Annotated in this window: 17 protein-coding genes; 10 read left to right on the top strand and 7 right to left on the bottom strand. The window is 48.1% G+C overall.

The window, feature by feature from the left end; translation table 11 throughout:
* The first annotated feature begins 1 nt into the window (after position 1).
* The 9 genes from ACQ5DJ_RS11165 (at position 2) to ACQ5DJ_RS11125 (ending at position 13,543) form a co-directional block, all read left to right on the top strand.
* Positions 2–1,405 carry a sigma-54 interaction domain-containing protein gene (locus ACQ5DJ_RS11165; RefSeq protein WP_429842526.1) on the top strand — a complete coding sequence of 468 codons (1,404 nt, stop codon included), beginning with the start codon at positions 2–4 and terminating at the stop codon, positions 1,403–1,405.
* Between the two features lie 200 nt (positions 1,406–1,605).
* Positions 1,606–2,955, top strand: a complete 1,350-nt coding sequence (gene gabT / locus ACQ5DJ_RS11160; protein WP_289675193.1) for a 4-aminobutyrate--2-oxoglutarate transaminase — start codon at positions 1,606–1,608, stop codon at positions 2,953–2,955.
* A 26-nt stretch (positions 2,956–2,981) separates the two neighbouring features.
* Positions 2,982–4,406 carry an aldehyde dehydrogenase family protein gene (locus tag ACQ5DJ_RS11155; RefSeq protein WP_429842525.1) on the top strand — a complete coding sequence of 475 codons (1,425 nt, stop codon included), beginning with the start codon at positions 2,982–2,984 and terminating at the stop codon, positions 4,404–4,406.
* Between the two features lie 261 nt (positions 4,407–4,667).
* On the top strand, positions 4,668–6,122 hold the full coding sequence (locus tag ACQ5DJ_RS11150; protein ID WP_429842524.1) for a polysaccharide deacetylase family protein: 1,455 nt from the start codon (positions 4,668–4,670) through the stop codon (positions 6,120–6,122).
* 32 nt (positions 6,123–6,154) lie between these two features.
* A complete protein-coding gene (locus tag ACQ5DJ_RS11145; RefSeq protein ID WP_429842523.1) occupies positions 6,155–7,468 on the top strand; it encodes a nucleotide sugar dehydrogenase in 1,314 nt (437 codons plus the stop codon).
* Between the two features lie 26 nt (positions 7,469–7,494).
* Positions 7,495–9,378 carry a glycosyltransferase family 2 protein gene (locus ACQ5DJ_RS11140; protein WP_429842567.1) on the top strand — a complete coding sequence of 628 codons (1,884 nt, stop codon included), beginning with the start codon at positions 7,495–7,497 and terminating at the stop codon, positions 9,376–9,378.
* A 36-nt stretch (positions 9,379–9,414) separates the two neighbouring features.
* Positions 9,415–11,175 carry a polysaccharide deacetylase family protein gene (locus ACQ5DJ_RS11135; protein WP_429842522.1) on the top strand — a complete coding sequence of 587 codons (1,761 nt, stop codon included), beginning with the start codon at positions 9,415–9,417 and terminating at the stop codon, positions 11,173–11,175.
* 27 nt (positions 11,176–11,202) lie between these two features.
* Positions 11,203–12,267, top strand: coding sequence for a glycosyl hydrolase family 18 protein (locus ACQ5DJ_RS11130; RefSeq protein ID WP_429842521.1), 1,065 nt, complete (start codon positions 11,203–11,205; stop codon positions 12,265–12,267).
* A 442-nt stretch (positions 12,268–12,709) separates the two neighbouring features.
* Positions 12,710–13,543 carry an undecaprenyl-diphosphate phosphatase gene (locus ACQ5DJ_RS11125; RefSeq protein ID WP_429842520.1) on the top strand — a complete coding sequence of 278 codons (834 nt, stop codon included), beginning with the start codon at positions 12,710–12,712 and terminating at the stop codon, positions 13,541–13,543.
* A gap of 76 nt (positions 13,544–13,619) precedes the next feature.
* Here ACQ5DJ_RS11125 and ACQ5DJ_RS11120 read toward each other — a convergent pair whose 3' ends face one another.
* Together ACQ5DJ_RS11120 and ACQ5DJ_RS11115 are read right to left on the bottom strand one after the other, a co-directional pair.
* A complete protein-coding gene (locus ACQ5DJ_RS11120) occupies positions 13,620–14,135 on the bottom strand; it encodes a hypothetical protein (protein ID WP_429842519.1) in 516 nt (171 codons plus the stop codon).
* 182 nt (positions 14,136–14,317) lie between these two features.
* The gene (locus ACQ5DJ_RS11115) at positions 14,318–14,749 is read right to left on the bottom strand and encodes a hypothetical protein (RefSeq protein WP_429842518.1); all 432 of its coding nucleotides are present in this window, start codon (positions 14,747–14,749) and stop codon (positions 14,318–14,320) included.
* A 124-nt stretch (positions 14,750–14,873) separates the two neighbouring features.
* Between ACQ5DJ_RS11115 and ACQ5DJ_RS11110 the strand changes: the two genes are divergently transcribed.
* On the top strand, positions 14,874–15,080 hold the full coding sequence (locus tag ACQ5DJ_RS11110; protein WP_429842517.1) for a hypothetical protein: 207 nt from the start codon (positions 14,874–14,876) through the stop codon (positions 15,078–15,080).
* 33 nt (positions 15,081–15,113) lie between these two features.
* On the opposite strand, the gene ACQ5DJ_RS11105 is transcribed toward ACQ5DJ_RS11110, so the two are convergent.
* From ACQ5DJ_RS11105 to ACQ5DJ_RS11085, 5 genes are all read right to left on the bottom strand, one after another.
* Complete coding sequence (locus ACQ5DJ_RS11105) at positions 15,114–15,581, bottom strand: OsmC family protein (RefSeq protein ID WP_087348463.1); 468 nt, start codon at positions 15,579–15,581, stop codon at positions 15,114–15,116.
* A gap of 178 nt (positions 15,582–15,759) precedes the next feature.
* Complete coding sequence (locus tag ACQ5DJ_RS11100) at positions 15,760–17,448, bottom strand: hypothetical protein (RefSeq protein WP_429842516.1); 1,689 nt, start codon at positions 17,446–17,448, stop codon at positions 15,760–15,762.
* 27 nt (positions 17,449–17,475) lie between these two features.
* Entirely contained in the window at positions 17,476–17,916 is a 441-nt protein-coding gene (locus ACQ5DJ_RS11095) for a divergent PAP2 family protein (protein WP_429842515.1), read from the bottom strand.
* A 24-nt stretch (positions 17,917–17,940) separates the two neighbouring features.
* Positions 17,941–18,297, bottom strand: a complete 357-nt coding sequence (locus tag ACQ5DJ_RS11090; RefSeq protein WP_429842514.1) for an SMR family transporter — start codon at positions 18,295–18,297, stop codon at positions 17,941–17,943.
* A gap of 31 nt (positions 18,298–18,328) precedes the next feature.
* A complete protein-coding gene (locus ACQ5DJ_RS11085) occupies positions 18,329–19,258 on the bottom strand; it encodes a decaprenyl-phosphate phosphoribosyltransferase (RefSeq protein ID WP_069849938.1) in 930 nt (309 codons plus the stop codon).
* Positions 19,259–19,390: the final 132 nt, after the last annotated feature.

Here is a 19,390-nt window from a genome sequence, read left to right as displayed (position 1 = left end):
GATGAAGAGTGAAGAGAGCACACAGAAGTGGATGAGCCGCGTATTGGAGGCCATTGTTGAAACGTCTCGCGATCATTTGTTAATCACGGACCATGAGGGCTACATCCGGCTGGTTGGCGATTCGTCGTATGAAATATATGGCATCGGGAAGGAAGAGCTCTTGGGCAAAAACGTCATCGAGCTGGAAAAAAGGAAGGTCTTTTCTCCATCTGTCACGCGAAAAGTCATGGATGCCAAGACGCAGCAGACGATTATGCAGGAAATACCCGGGGGTCGAAAGCTGATGGTGACGGCGTTTCCCGTCTGGAACGAGGATGGCAGCATGCATTCGATCATCAGCTATTCCCATGACTTGACTGAAATTATGGAATTGAAACGGCGCTACGAAGGTCTGACAGAGCAGCTCAAGCAGTTTGAAACCGAGATTGAGGAGCTGCGCGAAAAGCACCAGGAGGGCTTCGTGGCAGTGAGTCAGCCGATGCAAGTCATTGAGCGTCTCATCAAGAAAGTCGCGGCTGTTGATTCGACGGTCCTGATACTCGGAGAATCGGGTGTCGGGAAAAATGTGATCGCGAAAGAAATTCATCGCAATAGCCGTCGTGCGGGTGGGCAATTCGTGGAAATCAACTGTGGCTCGATCCCGGAGGGCTTGCTGGAATCGGAGCTGTTTGGCTATGAGGCTGGTTCGTTTACAGGCGCCGCCAAGCAGGGCAAGCAAGGGATTATCGAGATGGCGAACCAAGGGACTCTCCTCTTGGACGAGCTGGGGGAACTGCCGCTGACTTTGCAGGCCAAGCTGTTGAAGGTGATTCAAGAAAAACGGTTGCAGCGCGTTGGGAGCACACAGTACCGCGACGTCGATTTTCGTTTGATTGCCGCTACCAATCGCGATTTAGAAAAGATGGTGAAGGAAGGGAAGTTCCGGCAGGACCTGTATTTTCGACTGAATGTTGTCCCGATCCACGTCCCGCCGTTACGAAACCGGCCAGAGGATATCGCGGCTCTCCTGAAGCGCGTCGTGCGCTCGCTCAATGAACGATACGGAATGGACAAGCGTCTGGACCCTGCCGTGACACATGCCTTGATGCAGTACGAGTGGCCGGGCAATGTGCGCGAGCTGGAGAACGTCTTGGAGAGAATGGTGGTCACTGCGGACGAAGATGTGATCACTTCTCAGCATCTGCCCGCGGAAATCAGGTTGGCAGGGGAAGAGCAGGCAGCCATGGAGCCGAGTCTGGCTACTTCCAAGATGTCGCTTCGGGAAGCCCTGGAGCAGGTAGAGGAAAAATGGCTGCGCTATGCATCTGAGCACTGCCGGACCACGGGAGAGATTGCGGAGTTTCTAGGAATTAGCCAGCCCTCTGTCGTGCGGAAGCTGCAAAAATATCGGATCCGTTCCAGGTAATTCAAAAATGAATCGTTTATTCAAAAATGAATCGAACATTCTGGTGTTTTGATTCATTTTTGAATAATTAGATGTGACTGGAGTGCCGGAAACGCGATTTCATCAAGCTCCAGCGTTTGGCATAGGTATTGCTACATATCGTGGTTGAGTTTACAAGCAATCCAACTAATACACCATCTCGAACGAGGAGAGGAAACGATATGTCCAAACAACGTCAATTTGTAAACGTAGCTGCTGGTGTGCCAGGTCCAAAGGGAGCGGCCTTGATTGAAAAAAGAAAGCAGTTCGTTCCAAAAGGTGTCGGCAACAATACCCCAGTTTTTGTAGAGTCAGCTTCAGGTGCATTGGTTACGGATGTAGATGGCAATACGTACATCGATTTTGCCGGAGCGATCGGTACATTGAATGCCGGACACTGCCCACCGGAAGTAGTTGAGGCACTAAAAGCACAGCTGGACAAATACATTCATCCTTGCTTCCATGTAGGGATGTATGAGCCATATGTGGCCTTGGCTGAGAAGCTGACGCAAATCACGCCAGGCAGCTTTGAAAAGAAGACAATGCTCGCAAACAGCGGGGCAGAAGCAGTAGAGAACGCGGTGAAAATCGCCCGCAAATACACAGGACGCCCAGGCATCATTTCCTTTAGCCGCGGCTTCCACGGTCGTACGCTCCTGGGCATGTCCCTGACATCCAAGGTGAAGCCGTACAAATTCCAGATGGGTCCATTCGCTCCAGCTACGTATAAAGCGCAGTTCCCGTATCCACTGAACAAGCCGGAATCCATGACAGATGATGAGTACGCGCAATTCTGCGTGCGTCAGTTCGAGGACTTCCTCTTGACTGAGGTTGCACCGGAAGAAGTAGCTGCTGTGATTATGGAACCGATTCAGGGAGAAGGCGGCTTTATCGTTCCGCCTGTGTCCTTCGTTCAAGGTGTCTATAACATTTGTAAAAAGCATCAAATTCTCTTTATTTCCGATGAGATTCAAACAGGCTTCGGTCGTACTGGCGCGATGTTTGCCTCTACCCATTTTGGTATCGAGCCAGATATCATCACCATGTCCAAATCAATCGCGGCAGGCTTGCCTATCTCTGCTGTTACGGGACGCGCAGAAATCATGGACGCGCCAAACCCAGGTGAGATCGGCGGTACCTATGGAGGAAGCCCGCTTGGCTGCGTAGCGGCATTGGCAGTCATTGAGAAAATGGAGCGCGAAGACCTGTCTGGTCGTGCGCAGGTGATCGGGGACAAGATCAAGGCACATTTCCACGCGTTGCAAAAAGATTTCCCTGTGATCGCAGAAGTACGCGGGCTGGGTGCGATGTGCGCCGTAGAATTTATCGATCCAACAACCAAACAACCAGCGAAAGAGCTCGTTGCTGGCTTGACCAAAGGCTGCTACGAGTCTGGCGTCATCGTGCTTTCTGCTGGCGTCCACAGCAACGTACTGCGCTTCCTGTCTCCACTAGTTATTACAGACGAGCAACTGGAAGAGGCACTGGACATTATGACGGATGTTTTGAAAAGCCAATACGTGACGAACTAAAACGCCCGAGGGGGTTCTCCATACTCATGAAAAAGCATCTCTACATCAACGGACAATGGAAAGAAGCAAAAGAATACGCACCACTCTACTCCCCGTATTCTGGGGAGCTGGTGGCTGAAATCGCTCAGGCAGCCGATCATGACGTAGACGAGGCAATTAAGGCGGCCAAAGCAGCAGCCAAAGTCATGGCAAAAATGCCAGCCAGTCAGCGCGCTTTGATACTGGAGAGGGCCGCTGCGATTATGGAAGCACGCAAGGAGGAACTAGCGGTTATCCTCGCACAAGAAGCCGCCAAGCCACTTCGCACGGGTCGTGTAGAAATCGCTCGGACGATCCAGACTTACAAGTTCGCGGCAGAAGAAGCGAAGCGTATCCACGGTGAGACGGTGCCGCTCGATGCAGCACCGGGTGGTGAAGGACGTCTTGCTTTTACGGTACGCAAGCCGATCGGCGTAGTTGGCGCGATCACGCCTTTTAACTTTCCATTTAATCTCGTAGCACACAAGGTCGGGCCTGCCATTGCCGCAGGAAATACCGTCGTACTGAAGCCAGCGAGTCAGACGCCGCTGAGCTCGCTGATCCTGGCCGATATTTTCGCGGAGGCGGGATTGCCAGCAGGAGCGCTCAATATTTTACCTGGAAAAGGCGCAGTCGTAGGCGAAAAGCTGGTCAGTGACAGCCGAATTGCCGCGATTACGTTTACCGGAAGTCCTGCGGTTGGAATCGCGATGAAAAACAAAGCGGGACTCAAGCGCGTGACCTTGGAGCTTGGCTCCAACTCCGCAGTGATCATCGACCACAACGTGGAAATCACGCAAGCGTTGATTGATCGTTGCGTGACGGGTGCCTTCTCCTTTAGCGGTCAAGTGTGCATCTCGCTGCAACGGGTTTATATTCACCAGAGCAAGTACGAAGAGTTCCTGGAGAAGTTTAAGGCTGGCACAGAAAAGCTCGTGCTGGGTGATCCGCTGAACGAAGAGACAGACATGTCCTCTGTGATCTCCGCCAAGGATCATGAACGCATGGGAGCATGGGTACAGGAAGCAGTAGAAGCAGGCGCACATGTAGTTACTGGAGGGAAGCCTGTCAGTGACAACCTCTTTGCCCCTACGATTCTGACGAATGTGGGCGCACATGTTGCCGTCTCCTGCCAGGAGGTATTCGGTCCAATCGTAGTCGTTACACCGTTTGAGACGATGGACGAAGCGATTGAAGCGGTAAATGACTCCCGATTCGGCTTGCAGGCAGGCATCTATACGAGTGACATTCACGCGGCTATGCGCGCAGCGGAAGAGCTGGAGGTCGGAGGCGTGATGATCAACGACATTCCGACGTTCCGCGTGGACAACATGCCGTATGGCGGTGTGAAAGACAGTGGTTTTGGCCGCGAAGGGATCAAGTATGCGGTCGAGGAATTAACGGAACTAAAATTAATCGCAATCAAACTGTAACAGCGAATGACGGGCCCATTGAGGCTCGTCTTTTTTTTGTAAATGGCGTCCTGTCGGCAATTCATAATATTACCATAAATTGTCATAATTGAAACCGCTTCACATAGTTGTTTGGCGTATGTGGTTATGTTAGTCTAGCGTGTAGAGGCAGACTATGTTCATTCCTGTGCAAAAGTGTTTGATTACACTTACTTGTTACGCAGATGAAATAGTCGTTTTTTTATGCGCAAAGGGCACTTCTTACACGAAAAGGGGACAATCATGATTAGTTATAAGAAAGGGGTCAATGGGTTCCGATTCTTTCACTGGATCTCCCTTGTCGCGATAGTGGCATTGCTGGCAGGTTGTTCACCGTTTCAGGGGAGTAAAAGCAGCGCGGATAACAGCTTACAGCCAGTTAAACCTGAAAAAATCGAGCGTTACCAAGGGGAGAAGAGCAAGGCCGTGTCGATGGTCTATACGACACAAAGACAGCTTGCTCTTACTTTTAATGGGATGGCAGATAAAGACACGATGAAAAGACTGCTGGATGAACTGGACAAGTACCACATCAAAGCAGCTTTTTTCTTGCCAGGCATGAGGGTAGCTGAGGAGCCGGACATTGCGCGACAAATTGTCGCCAGAGGTCACGAAATTGAAAACAACACGTTGAACCAGTCAGATTTGCAGGGTCAATCTTACGAGAAAATGTACGAAGATATCAAATTGGCTAATGAGGTCATCAAGAGAGAGACCGACAAAACACCGTGGTATATCAGAACGAAGTCGGGCGATTACACCGACGATCTTCGATTGGTAGCTGCTCACAATGGACAAGAAGCGGTATTGTCCTCCAGTCTGTTTCTGCACAATTGGCAAAAAGAGACGGAGGAGCAAAAAATTCATTACCTAAGAAAATACATCAATCGCGGCGGCATCATCGCGATGGATACAGAGGAGAACAAGTCTGTCGTAGAAAACATCCGGCTACTGGCAGAGGCTACTACTGATGTCGGTTACAGATTCGTCCCATTGCACGAGTTGATTGCGCAAGGCGGGGAGCGAAAGCCGCTGCAAGAAATTCCGGGTTTTGATGCAGCAAAAATGAATGCGGATTATCAGGAGTCCAAGCCAAATCTCATCTATCGAAAAGAAACGGACAAGAAGATGGTCGCCTTGTCCTTCGATGATTGGGGTACGGATCAAACAGTTACGAAGATTCTCGATATCCTGGACAAAAAAGGAGTAAAGGCTTCGTTTTTCCTTCGCGCAGATGGTGTAGAACGAAATCCAAACTTGGCGAGAGCGATTGCGGAAGCGGGACATGATGTAGCCAACCACACCTATTCGCATCCGGTGAATACCAAAATTGCGCCGGAAGAATTGCAAAAAGAGATTGTCAAAGCTCATCAGATCATAACCGAAGCGATTCAGCAGAAGCCGACGATGTATTTCCGACCACCAACTGGGGCGTTTGACGAACAGACACTCAAGGCGATTGCAGCGACGGGCTACGAGGACATTACGATTTATGATGTGACGCCGTCCGATTACGACAAGAAACGGAGTGCGGACGATATCGTCAAAGCAATTATGGAGCAGACGCGGAGTGGAAGCGTGATTCTACTGCACATGCTCGATGACATTCACACAATCGAGGCACTACCAATCGTAATTGACCAGCTTAGAAGCAAAGGATACACGCTTGTACCCATGACAGAGATGTTTGGCCAATAAAGCCAAAAACAATAGGGAGAGGGAGCCAGCTTATGAATTTGTACGAAGGGATTGTGGAGAGGAAAGAAAGAATTGCTGTCGTCGGTCTTGGGTACGTAGGCTTGCCGATTGCGATGGCACTATCCAAACGTACTTCTGTGATTGGATTCGATGTAAACAAAGAGAAAGTAGCAGCCTATCAAAAGGGAAACTTTCATGATGTTGACGTGGATCAGGAGCTGACGAGTGAAACTGTTATTGAATTCACTTCAGATGAAAATAGATTACAGGAAGCGCGATTTTTTATCGTGGCAGTGCCTACCCCAGTCAAAAGTGGGAATGTCCCCGACCTGAAATATGTAGAAAGCGCATCCCGCATGGTGGGCAGACAGTTGAGAAAAGGGGCAATCGTCGTATTTGAATCGACTGTTTATCCTGGTGCAACCGAAGATGTTTGCTTGCCAATCCTGGAGGCGGAATCCGGCTTGCGGTGTGGCATAGACTTCAAGATCGGATATTCACCTGAACGCATCAACCCGGGAGACAAGGTAAATCGCTTGGAAAACATCGTCAAGATCGTATCAGGGATGGATGAAGAAACACTGGGAATCGTAGCAAGCGTATACGAGCTCGTGATCAAGGCAGGCGTTTATCGAGCGGAAAGCATCAAGGTAGCAGAAGCGGCAAAAGTCATTGAAAATGCGCAACGGGATGTCAATATTGCGTTTATGAATGAGCTGGCGATGCTGTTCAATCAGATGGATATTCCGACAAAAGCAGTATTGCAAGCGGCAGGAACCAAGTGGAACTTCCTCCCTTTTTCACCGGGCTTGGTCGGCGGGCATTGCATCGGTATCGATCCTTACTATTTAACGTACAAAGCAGAAGACAGCGGCTATCGCTCCCGCATTATTTTGGCCGCCAGACACATTAACGATGGCATGGGGAAATATGTCGCCCAACAAATCATTAAAATGGCTGTTCGTTCGAAGCTCGATCTCAAGGATGTACGGATTGGCATACTCGGACTGTCCTACAAAGAGGATTGTGCGGATATCAGAAATACCAAGGTGACGGATATCATCGAGGAACTGAGAGAGTACGGGATCAACCCACTGGTCGTAGATCCGATGGTAAATCCTCGAGAGGCATACGAGGAATACGGCATCGAGCTGTCAGAGATGGAGACTCTCCACGACTTGGACATTGTGGTTGTAGCGGTACCGCATGCTGCCTTTGCCCAGATGGAAGTCGCTGATTATGCTGCGATGTACGGCAAGAATGAAGTCAAAATCATGATCGACATAAAAGAGATTTATTCCAAAGCTGACTTTGAAAACAGTGGATTTCATTACTGGAGCTTGTAGGCAGTGGAGGGGAGAGAGCGACAGTGATGAAACAGTTGATAGAGAAAATAAAGCCTAAAAAGAAAGAGAAAATCGAAGAGGTACTTACGGTTTCCAAAACGGAGAGGCGCGTGCTATCGAATGTGCCAGACCCGGAGAAAATTCGTGTCCAAGTGGACCGCCGCGGTGCTAAAGATACGAATGAGCCAGAAAAGCTGGAGGACCCGGAATACCTGAATCGTATTCGGATGCTGAGTTTGCGCTATATGGCGGATTTCCCGGTGACGCTACTGACCAAGAAACATCGGGTCAAGGATGGAATCAAGGCCAGAGCCGTCGATATTTCTTCGACTGGCCTATTAGTTGAACTAGATTCGGAGAGGGAAGACATCCAGGTGGGCCAAGTGTTTATGATCCATTGCACAATCCCGCCAGGTACAATGCCAGAAGGCTATGAGTCAACGGTGAAGCTGGATGCAACTGTCATTCGCTTGTTTACACAGGAAGAGGACGGGCGTCAGAAGTTCATGCTCGCCTTCGAGTTTTCTAAGCCGCTAACCGAGTATTTTCGCAAAAAGCGCTGGGGATACGCCATTTATATCGCAAGTGCTTCTCTGTTTGTCGCTGCGATGTTTATCGTGCTCATGCGCGCGGAGAGCGTGATTTATTTCAAATACAACATTTACTTGTATTTGTACAGCTTAATTGCCGCTGCCTTTTTGCTGACACGGTATTTATTCGGTGCTCTGTATCGGGAGGTTCCCGTCAATCTGGACTATACACCGGGCGTGAGCATCATTATTCCGTGCTTCAACGAAGAGCAGTGGATTCACCGGACGATTTTGAGTTGTGTGAATCAGAACTACCCGATTGATAAGCTGGAGGTCATCGTGGTAGATGACCGCTCGACGGATCGATCAGCAGAGGAGATTCAAAAGGTCATCGATATGATTCATAACGAGGCCGAGCGCTATATGACCCGCGAACGCGTGAAGATGCACATTCTTCCGGAAAACGGTGGGAAACGGGTCGCTTTGGTAAAAGGTGTGGAAATGGCAAAGCACGATTTGGTTGTCTTCGTTGATTCGGACAGCTTTTTGGAACCGACTGCGATTCGCAACCTCGTACAGCCTTTCCAAGACCCGAAAATGGGTGGTGTCGCAGGGCGTACGGATGTGGAAAACAAGTTCACCAACGCGATCACCAAGCTGCAAACGGTTCGTTACTACATTGCTTTTCGCATCATGAAAGCGGCTGAGTCATGGTTTGACAGTGTCACTTGCTTGTCTGGGCCGTTGTCTTGCTATCGTAAGGAATTGATTTTGCAGCATTCTGAAGCGTGGCTGAATCAGAAGTTTCTCGGGCAGCCTGCCACTTTTGGCGATGACCGAAGCATGACCAACTTTATTTTGCGAACACATCGGACAGGCTATCAGGATTCTGCGATTTGCTCGACGATTGTGCCGTCAGACATGAATGTATTTTTGAAGCAGCAGATGCGCTGGAAGCGTTCGTGGTTGAGGGAATCTTTGCGTGCCAGCGGCTTTATTTGGCGCAAGGAGCCTTTTATGGCGATTTTCTTTTACATTGGTCTGATTGTTCCTATCGCTGCTCCCGTCATCGTACTATATAACCTCGTATACGTTCCGCTCGTTCATCAAATTTTCCCGGGTACGTTTTTAATGGGCTTACTGCTGATGGCGCTCTTAATGAGCTTGGCCCATCTGTTTTTCCGTAGAAGCAAGCTGTGGGTTTTCGGGATTGTCTTTTGTGTGTTTTATGAGCTGGTGCTGTTATGGCAGATGCCTGTGGCTTGGGTGACGTTCTGGAAATCTACTTGGGGTACGCGAGAAACGCCGCAGGACGTCGAAGCCAGATTGAAAAAAGAAGCCCGAAAAAAGAACAAAAAAGGCTTTGGGCTGCCATTTTAAGAGGGAAAGACAAAGGGAGTGAGGGTGTCAGGAGTTATGGGGAAAAAGACGAGCGATGTCTTGGACTATCAGAAAAAAGATCGCAATAAATTCATCAAGACGCTGATCCAAGTCGCTATCTTAGTCGTCTTGGGTGTCATGTTATTCAATGCCGTATTTGATTGGAAGAAGTACGAGGAACCGAATAAAGCGAACTGGACGAGTGAAAAAGGCTTTATCGCCATCTCCTATTTTGGCGTGGGGCGTTCGGGTACACCAAAGCTGGTAGCCAAGAAGCAATTAGATGAACAGCTTCAAGCGTTGTATGACCAGGGTTATCAAACGATCTCGCAACAAGATATCTTGGACTTTTACAAGAAAAAGAAGCCACTTCCTGACAAGGCACTGTTTTTAGCCTTTGAAGATGGCCGCAACGATTCGAGCTTGTTTGCCCAGCCTCTTTTGGAGAAGTACAACTTCAAAGCAACGGCATTGTCTTACGGCAACAAGATGGGGAACAGCGAGAACAAATTCCTGCAACCGGAAGACATGAAAAAAATGAGGGAAAATGGCTTCTGGGAGCTCGGTTCCAACGGCTATCGGTTGACGTATATCAATGTGTTTGATGATCAGGGCAATTTTATCGGTGTGAAGGATGAGAGTGAATTAACGAATAAAACAAAGGTGGGTTACTATAACCACTACTTGATGGACTTTATCCGTGACAGCAATATGATCCCGATTGAAGACAGAAGCAAGATGGAAGCGAGAATAAACGAAGACTACAAGCTGATGAATGATACGTATATGGATCGATTGGGCTTTGTCCCGGGTGCCTATATGATCATGCATGCAAACACCTTATATGGCGGCATGAATCGCCTGGTAGCGGATGCGAACGACGCGAATATCAAAAAGTATTTTACGATGCACTTTAACCGGGAAGGAACCGCCTACAACGATAGCGAGGGTGATCTGTACAACCTGACCCGCGTGCAGCCAGAGCCTTACTGGTACACGAATCATTTGTTGATGCGCATCCAAAAAGACACCGACGAGAAGATTCGCTTCGTTCGCGGCGATGAAGAGCAGGTCAAAGAGTGGGACCGTCTCGGAGGCGCCGCGCAATTTATGGAGGACAAGATCGTCCTGACCTCTCCAGCTGCCGGCTCTGGCATGTTATATTTAAAAAACAGCGACAGTCAGAAGGATATCAAGCTTTCTGCCAAATTGGAAGGGAATGTAATCGGCAAGCAGTCCATTTATTTGCGAAATGATCGGGAAAAAGACAGCTTTGTACGGGTCGTCCTGCATGATAATGAGCTGCGCGTCGTGCAGAAGAAGGAAAAAGGAGCAGTTCAGGAGCTTTTCAAGACGGAATTGAGCCAAGTGATTTGGAATCCAGAAGATTTGACCTTTGACCGTGCCTCTGTTTATACGAGAGAGCAAGGTGAGTCAGGTGCTCCGGAGCTGGAAAAATACCCGATTAACATTAAAAATGCGCGTCAACTCGAGATCACTGTTCAAGGAGAACGTCTCAGTGTTTCCGTGGATAAAACACCGCTCATGGATCAGCAACAGATCGACCCGAGCATTAGTAGCGGTGGTGTTGCATTGGAAGCGGCCTATAGTGAAGTGAACAAAAAAGACGACATTTATGACGGAGTGTTTGCGGACGTACAGATTGGGTCTCTGGTGCAACCAAATGGCGAGCAGCAGATGCTGTTCAGTAATGTGCAGACAGGGCTAGCAGGAGTCGTCAGTTCGATCAAGAAAGCTATTTCTGCCGCAATGGACTGGGTCATCGACACCTTTTAAATCCGAAACAAGGGGGATCAGTGTAAGGTGTCAAACATCAAGAAACGATCGATCATTTTGACTGCTCTTCTGATAGTAGTGTGTATCACCCTCGTGTGGTTCATGATGAAATGGAATGATACCGATGGCTTGGAGAGTGTAGGTGCAGCCGACAACACGACAGAACTGTCTGCGTGGGTGGTAGACTGGCAGTGGGAATCCGGTTTGGAGGATTTCCGCAGGATGACAGATGGCCTGTCCAGTGTGCAAGTCTTCGCGGCGTATTTTGATGAAAACGACAAGCTGCACTTTACTGACCGCATGACCAAGGCGATGCCGGAAATCAAGGAAGCATCGAAGCAGGGCAGCTATGTCGATCTCGATTTGACCATTGTGAATGATCGTCTTAACAGTGATGGTACGCAGGTTCAAAAGGACCCGTCGATTGTCAGCCGGCTCATGGCGACAGATGCAAGCCGTACCAAGCACATTATGGAGATTAAGAATGCCGTGATCCAAAATGGCTTTCATGGTTTAGAAATCGATTACGAGAGAATTGACGAGAAAGACTGGGACAACTTCCTTACTTTTATCCATACCTTGTATCAGCATATGGAGCAGGAGGGGAAGTCGCTTCGCATCGTATTGGAGCCGCGCGCGCCGATTGAAGACTTGGCATTGCCAAAGGGCCCTACCTACGTCATGATGGCTTATAATTTGTACGGCACGAATTCAGAGCCAGGTCCCAAAGCCGATCACTCATTTATCGAGGAGCTTGCCCATCGAATGCAGAAAGTGCCGGGTGACAAGGTCATGGCCCTATCTGTAGGCGGATTTGACTGGGCTAGTGATGGAAAAGTGACGGCTGTGACGGAAAAGCAGGCAGCAGACCTTGCTATGTCCAGTGTCGAGCCGCCCAAAAGGGACAAAGCGAGCGGCAGTTTGTCATTCGACTATTTGGGTGAAGACGGCCAAAAGCATACGGTTTGGTATGCGGATGAAGAGACGCTGTCTCAATGGATCTCGGTCGCAAAGAAAGCGGGCATCGAGAAAATCGCGCTTTGGCGATTGGGTGACATGGGGGAAGGGACATTGCAATATGTGAATCGATGAGGGGCTGTGGTGGAGGGAAGAAGCGAATTTCCAGTCTGCGCTTTGGCCTACTCCCTGCAAGGGGTGATTGACTGTCCGCTTCGAAATAATTGGCGGGAGCGCTTCAAACGTAGAAGTTTCGAGGATGTCATTCATAAGTGAAGCTGAAATTCCCCTCCATTTATTTCGAAGCTAGGCTGGGCTCCAGAGGCGCTTGGACTGGAAATTCGCTTCTTCCTACGCAGCTCTTGATTCACATTTTTCAATAATAGAATGAATATGGAAAAGCAAGATGGCTATCACTGCGGGGACAACCCATCCGGAATTTACTAGAATGTTTTTCTATCATGATGTAACTTTGTACCGGAGATGAACGTTATAATGCTAGAAGCAGTAGTCTGCCCTTTTACAGGGCGGCTGCTACATATTGATTTTGGACATCATTCATAGGAGCGTGGAATTTTTGGGTCTCTGGGAAGCTTTTGTTGCGATTGTGCTGGGGCTAGTAGAAGGTTTAACTGAGTTTGCCCCTGTTTCCTCTACGGGTCACATGATCATCGTGGATGACTTTTTGTTCCAGACGAAGGAGATGTTTTCACCAGAAGTGGCGAACACCTTCAAAATTGTCATTCAGCTCGGCTCGATTTTGGCTGTTGTGGTTGTGATGTGGGATCGGTTCATGAGCTTGCTCGGCCTTACCAGACTGGCTGGCAAGCGTGAGATTCCGGCAGGACCCCGGCTGAATTTGGTTACGGTCATTGTCGGTTTGATTCCTGCGGGGATTCTGGGTGTTCTGTTTGACGACTACATTGATGAGTATTTGTTCTCGACGAAGACCGTGGTAATCGGTCTGGTACTGGGCGCTCTGCTCATGTTGGCTGCGGATTGGTTCCGACCAAGACGTCCCAAGATCGAATCGGTTGACCAAATTACGTACAAGCAAGCGTTCCTGGTTGGACTTATTCAATGCTTCTCCCTGTGGCCGGGCTTTTCCCGTTCGGGTTCCACGATCTCGGGGGGCGTACTGTTGGGTATGAGCCATCGGGCGGCGGCAGACTTCACGTTTATTATGGCTGTGCCGATCATGGCGGGAGCGAGCTTCTTGTCACTGTTGAAACGTTGGGATGCGATTACAATGGACAGCATTCCGTTTTTCGTCATCGGTTTTATTAGTGCGTTTGTGTTTGCGCTTTTCTCGATCCGTTTCTTCCTGAAGCTGATCAATCGCATCAAGCTAACACCATTTGCGATCTACCGTCTGGTGCTGGCAGCGGTCATTTACTTTGTATTTATGTAAAATCCATAAAGTAGGGCACCAAAAGCTGGTTACGCTTTTAGCGTTAACCGGCTTTTTTGAAGCGAATGGGAGGTTATTATTCCTTTTCATCAGATTCTTCTAAGCTCCAATTTAAAAGATCTAATCCACCGAAACCAACTCTTGCATGGATATTGATTTGCTCCGTTCCTCGTAGTTCTGTCCAACCCAAAGTTGCACTCCCAACAGCAAGGTGAATCGAAGCATTTCCTGATAACTCATTGAGGGAGACATCGCCGCCACGCAGATGAATGTTAATGTTTTTCGAGTGTGTGATTCCGGCCACTTCTCCGAATTGACCTTGTATCTCTACATCTCCTTCTCCACCATTCAAAATCATAACGCCCCCCGTAAATGAGGCACTATCAACCCGCTCGATACGCGCAGGAAGAAGGTGCTCTACCACTGTAGCATCGGATTTTGCGTCAAAACAAATGATCAGGTTCCCGAGGACATTCACGTCAATGTATAGCTCCTCTAGTCCCGTTGCGGCTATCTGTTTGACTATTGCAGGATTTTTTATAGCTCCGATCGGGAAATTACTTAAAGTTTTAGGGGGGAGTAAAGGCATCATGTCACTCCTTCATTTCTTCTCTCTGTAGTAATTCATCCATTTCCATTTTACTAAAGCCAAAAAACGAAAATAACCAACCTGAGACTGATTTAATTGATCATAAGCCTTCACTGTCCTACTTCGATTTTTGGGCATAAGAAAAGCACCACAAGGGTGCTTGTCCAATAACATTTGCTGTTGATTTATGGGGAGGTAATAGTACCGTTCACTGTCGCTTTTGCTTTTGTACGATTGGTCATCTTGAGTGCGTAATATCCTGGTTGAAGAAGGTTTGTTGTGGTAAAGGAAAAGCTCCCGTTCCCAGTAAAGACCACGGCAGGATTTCCGGAAGATACCCATTGGTCTGGTCCGTAATTTCTGAGAATGACATAACTTCCATCGGCTCCATCAGTACTTTGCTGTGTTAGGTCAACAGTTACATTGCCTTGTTGAATCACGTAAAATCCATATAATTCAGTATAACCGGATTTCCCTTTAGGTGCCAACGTTTGTGAAAACGAGTTAACTGCGGTAGCACTTGCTTTTGATTCAGCGACAGGTTCAGTTGCAAAGGCACTTGAAGGTCCTACGAGAGAAACAGCAAAAATAGTAAGAGCAACAGCTAGTTTTTTCATTATGTACATCCCCTTTTATCAAATCTATATTTCTGTTATATATTACCAATATTTATTTTTTATGGCAATATTTCTATTTTATTTAATTTTCAGTTTGGGTAGGATGGAAACGTGAGGGGTTACAGTGGATAAAACGTACAAATTGGATGGCAGAGTGATTCGTGAATTGCTGATCATGCCGATCGTGGACACCCTCAGCATCGCCAGCTCCTTGCAGACGCACTTTCACCGCATTGAAATGGTGGAAGTCTACGACCAGCGTTTTGTTGCTGGCCTTCATCTCTTCAATGGCAGCAGCGGTCATTTACTTTGTATTTATGTAAAATTATAAAGACGACAAAGGCTCCCAATTGGGAGCCTTATTTTAATCATTCGCCTTTATCTCGCTCGGTTTTTCAATAACAATTCCGTTTAATTTAAGAGTGACAGGATTCGCAATCGTATCTCCAACGGGGCATGTCTGTTCCAAAAATTCTACAAAAGACTCGACTTGCTCTCTAGGAGCATCGGTTTTGATATGAAAGGTGTATCGGATTTCAGAATACCCACGTCGAACATCAGATTTGTTCATGAAGCCATCCGTATCGAGATCGCCTTCGACTTCCACCCAAAAATCGTCGAGTTGAACATGAAACTTCTTAGCATATGCTCTGGCAACGATAGATTGGCATGCGCCCAATGCGGAGAGTACCAGTTCAACCGGGTTCATGCCGGTATCGGTACCTCCCAAGCTTTTTGGTTCATCGATGGTTACCTCGAAATTTCTGGAACTGGCTTTGACGACCATTCCCTTCTGTAGATGTGCAGTTGCTTTAAATGTCTCAACAGGCATGATGCACACTCCCTTCTGGATAATCAACACAAGTAAACTGTACCATAGTTTTCCAATTATCATTATGAAGATTTTTACATTTATGCAAACTGGTGTCTCGTCCACTACACACAGTTAATAATAAAAAGGGGCTGTCCCAAAAGTCGATTTCCCGACTGAGAGACGCCCCTTCTATCTTTTATTTCAAAAGGTAAATCGCACGCGTAGTCATAAATCCTTTGACTTTTTCGCCTTTATCCAGCTTTTGCTCAATGAAAGGAATGCCAGCTTCTTGCAGACGTACTTTCACTGCGTTGAAATGGTGGAAGTCTACGACCAGCGTTTTGTTACTTGCCTTAATCTCTTCAAGCTGCTTTTTTACTAATGCATTGGCGCCAGCCTGTCCAATGATATGAGAAGCATTTACCATCACCATATTGGCGAGTAAAATGACGACCAAAACCTTGCTGGCATGGCGGAAAAAGCCCTTCTGGACATCCCAGACTGCCAGCGCAATCAGAAGTGGAATCAACCAAAGCTGCGGAACATAACGCGCCCACCAGCTTTCCGGGTTAATAAGCACGGTCACGAAGAGCGCAAGACTGATCCACAAGAAAGGTGCCGCTTTTTTTCGATGAGTTCCCAAAAGCAAGGCGACGAGAATCAAGCATGTGACAATCATAGCTCCTCCGAAAAGCGGTCCGAATCCGGCTACACGCACGTCAGGAGAGAAGAACACGGCGAGTTCTTTCCATGTGACCGTAAATGGCACTTTCCATGTAGGGCTATGGGGTGTTGCGATGTTCTCCGATTTAGAAAATAAGGAAATAGCCAGATTTTCTATGCTCGTATTGTCTTTGAAGCCATGCGGGCTGTTCGAGGTCATGATATCAACGGCACCTTTGCCCGCCAACGGATAAAACGGATGTCCCTTCGTTAGCGTGTTGGTGACATACGGATTGTAACCAACAACCCCTACCGTGATCACCAGACTCACCGAAAGCCACACGAGCATGCTCTTGATGTGCTGACGGCGATCGTAGAAAAAGAAGAGCACGAGAATAGCTAAGCCGAGCAATCCGGCATACCCCAATGCCGTGAATTTGATTTGCGCCAGCAGCATGAGCGTTGCGCATAGCGCTAATAGCGTCCAAGCATGGTAGCGCTTATACAGCAGATAGCTGAGAGCGCAAATGATGAGCACGAGTGAGCCGAGCTGTCCGTCAATATAGAAGGAAGTCGATTGCGTGATCACCGCGGGATTGAACGCAGCGAGCAGCGCGAAGGCAATCGCCGCCCCCTTTTTCTCTGGGAAAGCGGCTTGGATGGCAGCGAGTGTCAGGAAAAAGGACGATGCAATCAACAACAGGTTGAATATTTTGCTAATCTCGATCTGACCAGTCAGTTTGTACATGACCGCATCGAGCATCCAAGGCCCTTTGGCGTAATGATTGATCCACAGGTGAAAGGCTGAGAGAACCTCTCGATTAACCATCTCTGCCACTTCTTTTGAACCAGAAGGCTTGACGATGGGCTGGTCATGAACCGGGTTCCAGCCGTTGGTTATTTTCACGATTGCTTCTTGATGATACGTTTGCCCGTCAAAAGAAAGATCAAACGTATTGGCACTGATGGAGTAGCTGATACCTGAAACAATCACCACTCCAGCCAACAGGGAGAAAAACCAAGCGCGACGACGTGAACTTACGAAGACAGACACCATCCCGCCCATCGCAGCCAAAGCCGCAACGAGGCCAATCCAAAAGCTGGCGGCCGTTACGGATACGCCGAACAAAAATAAAACCGATGTGCTAAGCACAATCGTAGCCATAAACAATAGCAAAGCCGTCCCGAGCAGGAACGAGTACGTAGCTGTACGGTTATTCATGAACATAATCTCCTGTCTACGAATCTACTAGCCAATGAGGTTAGGGAGGTTCGCTGCCAGCAGATGCAATACGGTCGCAAGCAGTACCCCGAGCACCAGACCCCCGGCAATTTCCCATCTGGTATGTCCCATGCTTTCGCGCAAAGGTTTGGCGGGAAACACGTCCGGATGTTCCTTTGCGAGCTTGTTGAGTGCCTCTGCATGTTTTCCTACTGCTCTGCGCAATCCAGTCGCATCGATGATCACAATAAACGTCACAGCCACACCCAGCCCGAATGCAGGATGAGTAAAGCCCTCCTGCAAACCAATCAAAAACACAGTCGTGACCATAACGGTTGTGTGCGTGCTGGGAAACCCGCCGTTCCCGACCATTTCTTTGGCCCGGGACCCAAAACGGAGGTAATTAATCAAAAATTTGGTTACTCCGGACACAAGCCAGCCGATAAACGGCGCTACCGCATAAAACATGATAAAACTCCTCTACGTTGATGATTATGACTGAGAAATGACGACGACGCCCACGACGATAATCGCCAGACCGACAATACGTGTAAGGGACAACGGTTCGTTGAAGATCAAGAAGGACATTACAGCTACCAACACGTATCCGAGTGCTGCCATGGGGTAAGCATAGGAGAGCTGCACCTTTTCCAGTGCAGCAATCCAGATAAACGCAGAAAGACCGTAAAGCGTAAGTCCCACCATAATCGGCAGGTTCGTGAAATAGTGCAGGAACTTCAGTAGCAGCATGTCATTGTTGCTGGTGAGCGAGGATGCGCCCATTTTCATCGCAACTTGTCCACACGCACTGAGGATCACGGAAATGATGATTAGAACAATGGATGGCATAGCTTAATCCACAACCTTCTGAGCAAGTAACTCATTTAAATTCAAATACGTAAATAATCCCGGCTACCATGACGACATACAGGAACACCGTAATGAGAATCGGCTTGTCCTGCAACAAAACTTTTTCCGGACTGCCGCCCTGGCCCGCGACGGTGATCAAGTACAGGTAACGGAAAATACCAAAGATCACGAGCGGAATGGTCCACATCAAGTGAATCGTGCGTCCTGATGTAAAAGTGAACAAGGAATAGCTGATAATTGTCATGGTTGTCACAATCGTATTCAACTGATTCAGCAATTCGGACGAATAACTGTCGAGCACTTTGCGATGCGTTCCTTTATCCTGTTGCAACAAAATCAACTCGTGGCGACGTTTGCTGATGGCCAAAAACAGCGCGAGCAGCATCGTACAGAGCAAAAACCACGGGGTGAAAGGCGTTTGGATCATCAGACTTCCACCGATGGCACGCAAAACAAAACCGGCTGAGATAATCATGACGTCCAGAATGACCACATGCTTCAGCTTCAGCGAGTAAGCGACGTTGAGCACAAAGTAAACGAACAGTACGAGCGCGAATAGTCGGTCAAAGTAATAAGCACTAAAAAGGGAACCCAGAAGCAAAAACGCACCGAATGCTAATGCGAGCGCTGGCGGCAATGCACCAGAAGCCATGGGCCGGAACTGTTTTTCCGGGTGATTTCGGTCATTTTTGATATCGACAAAATCATTGAGGATGTAGACGCAGCCGGATACAAAACAAAACAGCAGGAAGGCTAGCACGGATTTTCCAATGACATCCGGACTTACTTTGTGCAAGGAAAATAGCAAGGCAGCAAAGACAAGCAGGTTTTTCGTCCATTGATGTGGACGAAGCTGCTTCACTAACAGATAGACCATATTTTGTCGAACGCGTGGCGTTGTTTTGACGTCAACTTTAACAGAATTTGATGTTGCCCCCATATCTAACTCCTATCCTAATATCGAATCGTACCTTCTAATGACGATAAATGTAAAAAGAAGGTTACACCTGTAATATGGTAACATAACTTGTCCCATAAAAATTTAACGATAACAGAAAAAATGTGAACTTGC

Source organism: Brevibacillus sp. FIR094 (genome assembly GCF_050477165.1).
Classification (GTDB): Bacteria; Bacillota; Bacilli; order Brevibacillales; family Brevibacillaceae; genus Brevibacillus.
This window is presented reverse-complemented; position numbering and strand designations above follow the sequence as displayed.